The organism is Halopseudomonas sp., assembly GCF_041579695.1.
Taxonomy (GTDB): domain Bacteria; phylum Pseudomonadota; class Gammaproteobacteria; order Pseudomonadales; family Pseudomonadaceae; genus Halopseudomonas.
Genome location: NZ_JBFGFI010000108.1, coordinates 1 through 7,458 on the forward strand (window position 1 = coordinate 1; position 7,458 = coordinate 7,458).

The following is a 7,458-nucleotide window of genomic DNA, read 5'->3' on the forward strand; positions in this document are numbered from 1 at the left end:
GAGGCGGCGGGCCTTATGCCCTGGCTTTTCGAAGACACTGCCGAGCAGGTTGCGGCGGCCCAGCGTATCCAGGAGCCTGAGACGGCCTACGTTAACGTCAAGCAGGCCTGGCGCCTGAAGCCTAATGAGTTGGCGATACTCAAGATATTGGCCAGTTGGCGCGAGCGCGAGGCACGAGAGCGCGATCAGGCCCGTAATCGTATGCTGCGCGAGCGCACCCTGTGTCCCTTGGCCCAGCGCCAGCCGGATAATCTGCAGGCCCTGGCGCGGATAGAAGATATGCATCCGCGTACGGTGCGTCACCACGGCAATGAGATACTCGAGCTGATTCGCCAGGGTCAGAAGGTGCCGCCCGGAGAGTGGCCACAGAAACTGCCCGAACCACTGCCGGCGGACGCCAACAAGCTGCTCAAGTCGTTACGCAAGGTAGGGCAGAGCCATGCTGAGCGCTTGGGTATTGCCCCTGAAATCGTGCTGCGCAAGAAAACCCTTGAAGCGCTGGTGCGCACCGGCTATCCGGGTGGTCCCTACCTGTTGCCGGAAGAATTCGCCGGCTGGCGTCGTGAGCTGATGGGTGAAGAGCTGTTGAGCATTGCCAATGCGGAGGATACCAACCCATGAAAGTCATGTGCTCAATCTATCGCAGCAAGCGCAAGCAGGGCATGTACCTGTACGTGCCGCGCAAGAAGGACCTGGCAGAGCTGCCGGAGTCATTGATGCAGCTGTTCGGCAAGGCGGAACTGACCATGGATCTGGTGCTGACCGAGGAGCGCACCCTGGCGCGCGAAGATATCCACAAGGTGCTGGCCAACCTCGAATCTCAGGGCTATCACCTGCAGATGCCACCGAAGGAAGAGGATTATCTGATCCATCTCCCCGACGAATTGATGTATCGCAACGACCCGGTCTGAGAAGGACCGCCTGCAGCGTGGTGGTGGCCTAGCGGTCTGCCTGTTTGGCGTGTGGTCCGGACCGCAACGGGTCAAGCAAATAGCTCAGCCCGTTGTGGTCGATTTCCTGCATCAGCGCCAGCAGACGGCCGATCTCGCCCTGCGGAAATCCCACGCGCGCGAACCAGTTCAGGTAGTGTCCGGGTAGATCGGCGATCTTGCGGCCCTGATACTTGCCGAAGGGCATCTCTCTGTCGATCAGTAATTGCAGATCCTGTGGCGACATCATTCTCTCCCGGTTACAAGATAGTTGAACGGCGCTGCCCACCCGGCAAGCCAGTAAAGACAAACTCGGGTAACCTATCGGGCTTTACCCATTGAAAACAGGAGCCAGCATGATAGTAAAAGCGTTGCGCACAGGTCTCGGCAATCTGATTATCTTTATCGATTTCATCACCCGCCCGAGAAAGATGAAACGCTCGGCCGAGCAGCAGGCCGAGGTGGAACAGGCCGCGGCGGGTCTTGCCCTGTACCAGTTCCGGGCTTGTCCTTTCTGCGTCAGAACCCGCCGCACAATGCATCGGCTCAATGTTCCCATCACGCTGAAGGATGCGAAGAACAATTCACAGGATCGTCAGACGCTGCTCGAAGAGGGTGGCAGGATAAAGGTGCCATGCCTGCGCATCGAGAATGCCGGTGAGGTGACCTGGCTTTACGAATCCAAGGCGATTGGTGCCTATCTCGAAGACCGGTTTGCTGCTGCTTGAGCCGCACTCAGTCCCCGCGGTAGATACATCCGCTGGTGCAGGTCTCCCTGATGGTTATCTGGCAGAGCTCGGGCAATAACGGCTTGAGTTCGCGCCAGATCCATCTGGCCAGGACTTCGCTGGTGGGGTTTTCCAGACCGGGAATGTCGTTCAGATAGTTGTGATCAAGCTCTTCGTAGATCGGCTTGAAAATAGCTTTTAGTTCACCGAAGTCCCTTATCCAGCCGGTGCGTGCGTCTGGCTCGCCCTGAATATGGATAGCCACCTGGAATGAATGGCCATGCAGTCGACCGCATTTGTGCCCCTCTGGCACATGGGGCAGGCGATGCGCGGATTCGAACGTGAACTCCTTGAATATCTCCACAATAGCTACCTTCGTGCGCTGGGCCAAAGCGCGCAATTCTACCCTATATCCCGGCCATGCGCAGGGTCTGCCGGCTCACCACTCGCGCTGCATGTTGCGTGTTGATATCTGCTCGTTCAGTGTCCAGTAGTCATACAGAACCCCCAGCAGGAATATCCCGCCAGTGAGAAAGTAGAGGATCGCGGTGATCCATTTGCCCATGTACAGACGATGCGCGCCAAAAATGCCCAGAAAGGTCAAGAGTACCCATGTCAGGTTGAAGTTCACCGGCCCACTGCGGAAACGGCGATCTGCGCTGCGGTCCATCGATGGAATCAGAAACAGATCGACGATCCAGCCGATCAGGAAAAAACCCAGGGTGAAGAACCAGATCGTTCCGGTTATTGGCCTGCCGTAGTAGAACCGGTGCGCGCCCATGAATCCAAAAATCCATAAGAGATATCCGATAACCTTGCTGTGTGTGTCTGAATAGGCCATTTGGGCCGACCTCTGATCGAATGGTTGACTATGCGATACTGTAAAAAGAAGGTAGACCATAAATGATTTGCGGGGCATCTGCATGGCGACCGTCGGAAATGTGAACTGGGTCAAGAAGGCTCAGGAGAAGGTAGCGCGGCTCGGGGGTCAGACGATACGCGTCGGGGTGACCGGTCTGAGTGGCGCTGGCAAGACTACATTTATTACCAGTCTGATCAATCAGCTCGAGAATCATCAGCGCGGCCTCCTGGCACGGCGCCCTCCGTTTGACCGGCTGGTCTCGGTGCGCTGGCAGCGGGAGGGGGTGGCCAGCCCCTTTCCCTACCTGCAGGCGCTCGGGGCTCTGGCATCCAATCCGGCCCAGTGGCCCTCATCCACAGCAGACCTGTCGCGCGTGGTGATCGATCTTCAGTTCCGCCCGGAGGGGCTGCTGAAAACACTGCAGGGGTTGCGTTCGGTGCGTGTCGAGCTGCTCGACTACCCCGGCGAGTGGCTGCTCGATCTGCCCTTGTTGGGTTTGAGCTACGGCAAGTGGTGCGAGCAGATGGCCGCGCTGGTCGATAGGGAACCGCGCCGTTCCCTGGCTGGCACCCTGCGCGACAGGCTAGGCAATCTGGATCCGGCAGCGCGCTGCGATCCCCTGGAGCTGAGCCAACTGACTGCCGACTGGACCTCGTTCATGCGCAGTTGCCGCAACGAGGCCGGTCTCGCGCGTAATCAACCCGGCCGTTTTCTGCTGCCGGGCAGTGGTGTCGCTGCCGATATGTTGCTGTTCGTGCCGTTGCTCGGCGCTAATCGGTACAGCGAAGGCCCACCGGGTAGCTGGTGGGCGCAATGTGAGGAGCGTTTCAACTACTACCGTGATTTCGTGGTGAAGGGTTTCTATGACGAACATTTCAGCCAGCTTGACCGGCAGATCCTGCTGGTCGACATGCTCGCACCCATGGAAGCCGGGCAGGCTGCGCTGCAGGATCTCAAGCTGGCGCTGGAAGAAGTGATGGGCAGCTTCCGGTATGGCCGCAACTCCCTGTTGCAGCGTCTGTTCCGTCCCCGTATCACCCGCATGGCCATTTGTGCCACCAAGGTAGATCAGGTCGCGCCCGCCCAGCAGCGTTCACTGCAGCAGTGCCTGGAAGACCTGGTCACCGATAGCCTTTCGGAAGTTCGCCATGGCGGGGTAGAAGTGCAGGGTTTCCCACTGGCGGCGATCAGGGCGGCTGATCAGGAGGGTGAAACGATGATTGGTGGTCTGGTAGGTCAGACCGCATTTGTCCGCTACCAGCCGGTGACAGTCCCCGCGCACCTGCCGCTGGACCTGCAGTTCACCGGCCCGAAACTACTGCACCTCCGGCCCCCGTCCGGGTTGCATCGAAACGAGCCGTTTCCCCACTTTCGCATGGATGAACTGGCCGGCTGGATTCTGGAGGGACGGCAGCCATGAAGACCGATCGCGAGAAACAACAGGACGGTCCGCGCATTCTCGAAACCTGGGAGCCGGAGCCGCAGCAATCGCATAGCGATGCCCAGGTGCTGGAACAGCTGGAGCACCACGCGCAGGCGAAGGAGACAGCAGCGCCGATGCCCGCAGGGATTTTCAATGCCCCGGCATTGAGCCCCTGGCCGCGCCGGTTGGGTTTGCTGCTGCTATCGGTGGTAATCGGAGGCGCGGCGCTGGAGTGGACGCAGTGGTCGGTTGCCGCCTGGGCCTGGAATCCGCTGGCCGGGGTTCTGACCGCAGGTCTGGGTGCCCTGATTGCCGGTGCCGGACTCCTCAGCTGGCGCGCGATGCGTCAGCAGCGCCAGCGGCTCACGGCTCTGGAGCAGCTGCGCAGCGAAATGCGTGCAGCCCTGCGCGAGCCTTCCGAGCGCCTGGCGCTGGACTGGCTGGACCGTTTGCAGGCATTGCATGCGGACACGCCGCTGGCCGAACGGATGAGCAGGGCCTGCGCTGGACTGGACCAATCCTACACGGCGGAGGAAATCAGTCGCCGGCTAAATACCCAGTTCTACCAGCCGCTGGATGTGCTGGCCCGTCGCCTGATCCGCCACGAGTCGGTCGGCACCGGCATGCTCGTCGCGACCAGTCCCTGGGTGTCGGTTGATCTCATACTGGTGGTCTGGCGCAACATCCGCATGATGCAGCGCGTCGCAGGCTGCTACGGCCTCCCGATAGGCCAGCTTGGCCGCTGGCGCCTGGCACGTCATGTGTTGCGCAACATCGCTCTGGCCGGCGGTAGCGAGATGGCCATTGGTGCACTCAGCGACAGTTTCCTCTCGGGTTTGATGGAGAAGCTTGCCGCGCGGGTGGGGCAGGGTATAGGCATTGGTCTCTACAGCTCCCGGCTGGGCCATTTCACCCTGGATCTGTGCCGGGCGGTGCCCTTGCCTGACAAGAGCGGTCTGGCTGAGGATAATCGCGGTATTATTCAGGGCATCAGGGAACGACTGGGACGCACAACGGATGACAGGCTATAAATCACGCAGACGATGGTTGTTCGAGCGCTGGCTGAAACAGCGCGCCAGCGATCTTGTCGACCGCTGGCGCGGATTGAAGTCGCAACTCTTGCCGGCAGACTGGAATGCCCGCAGCGAGCGCGTCAGGCGCGTGCCGGAGGGCAATTATGGGCAATGGCAGCCTCGTCGCGGCTCCAGTAGTGCCGAGCTGGCTCTGCTGCTGGCAAAGGTCCCCTTGTATCAGCGTCGATGGCTGGCGACCTTGCTGGATTCCCCAGCCGCGGGAGCTCACTCGCTGGTAGAGGCGCTGGAGCGTCTGCAGCTGGATTGGCGGAGCCAGATTGATCCGGTGCACAGCCATCGCGAATACGCCAGACAACTGAGCATTCTGGCCACCCAGCTGAAGCTGCCAGCGGTGGCGGAGTCGGCGTACCTGGAGAACGAGCAACAGGTTTTCACCGCGGTGGATGAGCTGCTGTTTGCATCCTTGCCGATGCGTCTGCGGGCGGACCTGGTTAATCGTTATCCGCCCGGTAGCGGTCACTATATTGCCTGGTGGCAGCAGCGCCTATTGGCCCGCGCCGGCGAGCCCGACCCTGACCTGCAGGGGCTCGGGCCTGATGACTGGCCGGAGATGCCTCCGGCCTGGCTGGCAATAGGCTGGATTTGCGGGCTCCGGTTGCTCGATATCTGCGACAGCCCGATACCGCCCGGGGAAGAGCAGCCATAGCGCTGCATTTCCTGCAGCTATGAGCGCGTGCAATGCTTTGCCTGCCGATGAGCATGCCCTAACATGACGGGTTCGTTGATTACAGGACTGAAAAAATGACATTTGCAGATCTACTCGCCGCGCTTGCCGATTCGCCACGGCAGGAAGTGACCATTCCAACTAGCTGGGCCCAGGGTCGGGCCGCTTATGGCGGTCTGGTGGCCGCACTGGTCTATCAGGGGATGCGATCAAAGCTGTCCGACGATCGTCCGGTCAGATCCCTTGCCATCACCTTTGTCGGACCGGTGGCGCCCGGGGAAGTCATGCAGGTCGAAGCCGAGGTGCTGCGTGAAGGCAAAGCAGTAACGCAGATGCTGGGAATGGCGAGACAGAACGGGCAGGTGATGTGTATCGTACAAGGCAGTTTTGGCGCCTCGCGCGATTCTGTGGTCTCGCTGGGCAGCGAGCCTGCGCCGGTGGTGAAGCCAGTCGACGAATGTGTCGAAATGCCTTATGTCGAGGGCCTTAACCCTGTTTTTCTGCAGCATTTTGCAGTGCGCTGGGCGTTGGGGGATCTGCCTTTTACCAATAGCAAGAAACGCGAGATGGGTGGTTGGATGCGCTTTCGCGAGGATGAAGGCAGCATCCATGAAGGGCACATTCTGGGTCTGGTCGATGTCTGGCCCCCGGCAGTGCTACCCCATCTGAAACAGCGTGCGCCGGCCAGTTCGCTGACCTGGACGATCGAGTTCGTGCAGCCGCAGCCCGAACTGGGTAATACTGACTGGCTGCTCTATCGAGCCAACATTGATCATGCACGTGACGGCTATGGGCACGCATCGGCAATGATCTGGCGCGAAGACGGTACGCTGGTAGCGATCAGCCGGCAGACAGTGACTGTCTTCGGCTAGACGGCGTTCAAGCAAGCGGGGCTTAGCAACTATGGATGGAGCGGCCAATGACAGTAATAAGAAAACCTCGCAAGCCTCTGGCATTGCTGGCTGTCGGACTGCTGATTTCAGCGCTGACAGCCGCGCTTGCGTTCCAGAACGAGCTGCGAGCGCACTTAGACTTCCCGTTGATGCTGTTTTCGTTCGCGATTCTCGTCGCTGTGGTTGCCTGGTACTTCCAGCGACTGCGTTCGCTCGAGCTTGAATACAACGCCTCACGGACGCTCGAGCGCAACCGGCAGGTCATGGCGACTATCAGCGATGTGGTGTTCCGGGCGGACTTCTCCGGCCGTCTGGTATACGTCAATCAGGCCTGGGAACAGGTCGCCGGCAGCACGCCGCAATCGATAATTGGCACCTCGATTGTGCGCTACCTTCACCCTGAAGATCAGCCCTTGCTGGAGCAGTACATGCAGCGGGTCCGCGAAGGAACGACGGAAACCCTGCGCGCCGATCTTCGTCTGCGCCGCGAAGATGGTCGGCTCCTCTGGTGCCGGCTCACCGCCCGTCCCTATTCCACGGTTGAAAGTGGCGATGTGGTAATCGGCACCCTGAACGACATCCAGCAGCAACAGGAGCAGATGCGCATCCAGTCAGCTCGGATGAGCGTGCTGGATGGACTGCTGGGTGAGGCCGGGATGCAGCTGCTGGCTGATCGCCTGGTCCGGGAGTGGGAGGGCCTGCGCAACGGTCAGCGAGCCTCGATCATACTTGTCAGCGAAGCTGACGGAACCCTTTGCAATCTTGCCGCGTGCGGGGCGGGGAAAGAGTTTACCGGCGCGCTGGAGGGCGTGAAGCCCGGCGCTAGCCAGTCCCACAGCCTGGCTGACATGTACCGCGACGCCGC

General features: G+C 60.4%; 11 protein-coding genes. 8 read left to right on the top strand and 3 right to left on the bottom strand.

Annotated features, from left to right (window positions below):
• Both ABYA88_RS14460 and ABYA88_RS14465 read left to right on the top strand, forming a co-directional pair.
• On the top strand, positions 1-621 hold a 621-nt coding region (locus tag ABYA88_RS14460; RefSeq protein WP_373188099.1), incomplete at its 5' end, for an HRDC domain-containing protein.
• Positions 618-911 carry a YcgL domain-containing protein gene (locus ABYA88_RS14465; protein ID WP_373188100.1) on the top strand — a complete coding sequence of 98 codons (294 nt, stop codon included), beginning with the start codon at positions 618-620 and terminating at the stop codon, positions 909-911. The genes ABYA88_RS14460 and ABYA88_RS14465, both read left to right, overlap by 4 nt.
• 28 nt (positions 912-939) lie before the next feature.
• Here the strand turns inward: ABYA88_RS14465 and ABYA88_RS14470 are convergent, their stop codons facing one another.
• Entirely contained in the window at positions 940-1,176 is a 237-nt protein-coding gene (locus ABYA88_RS14470) for a DUF3820 family protein (RefSeq protein ID WP_373188101.1), read from the bottom strand.
• Between the two features lie 109 nt (positions 1,177-1,285).
• Between ABYA88_RS14470 and ABYA88_RS14475 the strand changes: the two genes are divergently transcribed.
• Entirely contained in the window at positions 1,286-1,657 is a 372-nt protein-coding gene (locus ABYA88_RS14475; RefSeq protein ID WP_373188102.1) for a glutaredoxin domain-containing protein, read from the top strand.
• 7 nt (positions 1,658-1,664) lie between these two features.
• Here ABYA88_RS14475 and queD read toward each other — a convergent pair whose 3' ends face one another.
• Complete coding sequence (gene queD, locus ABYA88_RS14480) at positions 1,665-2,021, bottom strand: 6-carboxytetrahydropterin synthase QueD (protein WP_373188103.1); 357 nt, start codon at positions 2,019-2,021, stop codon at positions 1,665-1,667.
• 75 nt (positions 2,022-2,096) lie between these two features.
• Complete coding sequence (locus ABYA88_RS14485) at positions 2,097-2,498, bottom strand: NINE protein (RefSeq protein WP_373188104.1); 402 nt, start codon at positions 2,496-2,498, stop codon at positions 2,097-2,099.
• A gap of 82 nt (positions 2,499-2,580) precedes the next feature.
• On the opposite strand from ABYA88_RS14485, the gene ABYA88_RS14490 reads away from it, so the two are divergent.
• The 5 genes from ABYA88_RS14490 to ABYA88_RS14510 form a co-directional block, all read left to right on the top strand.
• Complete coding sequence (locus ABYA88_RS14490; protein WP_373188105.1) at positions 2,581-3,939, top strand: YcjX family protein; 1,359 nt, start codon at positions 2,581-2,583, stop codon at positions 3,937-3,939.
• Entirely contained in the window at positions 3,936-4,973 is a 1,038-nt protein-coding gene (locus tag ABYA88_RS14495) for a TIGR01620 family protein (protein ID WP_373188106.1), read from the top strand. Before ABYA88_RS14490 ends, ABYA88_RS14495 begins: the two co-directional genes overlap by 4 nt.
• Positions 4,960-5,682, top strand: coding sequence for a hypothetical protein (locus ABYA88_RS14500; protein ID WP_373188107.1), 723 nt, complete (start codon positions 4,960-4,962; stop codon positions 5,680-5,682). The genes ABYA88_RS14495 and ABYA88_RS14500 overlap by 14 nt, the downstream gene beginning before the upstream one ends.
• A 95-nt stretch (positions 5,683-5,777) precedes the next feature.
• Positions 5,778-6,572: an acyl-CoA thioesterase gene (locus ABYA88_RS14505; RefSeq protein WP_373188108.1), complete on the top strand. Its 795-nt coding sequence runs from the start codon at positions 5,778-5,780 to the stop codon at positions 6,570-6,572.
• A gap of 47 nt (positions 6,573-6,619) precedes the next feature.
• A partial coding sequence (locus ABYA88_RS14510) for a PAS domain-containing protein (RefSeq protein WP_373188109.1) occupies positions 6,620-7,458 on the top strand: 839 nt, incomplete at its 3' end.

Coding starts and splice junctions, on each gene's coding strand:
- ABYA88_RS14465 (WP_373188100.1), top strand. CDS start 618: ATGAAAGTCATGTGCTCAATCTATCGCAGCAAGCGCAAGCAGGGCATG.
- ABYA88_RS14470 (WP_373188101.1), bottom strand. CDS start 1,176: ATGTCGCCACAGGATCTGCAATTACTGATCGACAGAGAGATGCCCTTC.
- ABYA88_RS14475 (WP_373188102.1), top strand. CDS start 1,286: ATGATAGTAAAAGCGTTGCGCACAGGTCTCGGCAATCTGATTATCTTT.
- ABYA88_RS14485 (WP_373188104.1), bottom strand. CDS start 2,498: ATGGCCTATTCAGACACACACAGCAAGGTTATCGGATATCTCTTATGG.
- ABYA88_RS14490 (WP_373188105.1), top strand. CDS start 2,581: ATGGCGACCGTCGGAAATGTGAACTGGGTCAAGAAGGCTCAGGAGAAG.
- ABYA88_RS14495 (WP_373188106.1), top strand. CDS start 3,936: ATGAAGACCGATCGCGAGAAACAACAGGACGGTCCGCGCATTCTCGAA.
- ABYA88_RS14500 (WP_373188107.1), top strand. CDS start 4,960: ATGACAGGCTATAAATCACGCAGACGATGGTTGTTCGAGCGCTGGCTG.
- ABYA88_RS14505 (WP_373188108.1), top strand. CDS start 5,778: ATGACATTTGCAGATCTACTCGCCGCGCTTGCCGATTCGCCACGGCAG.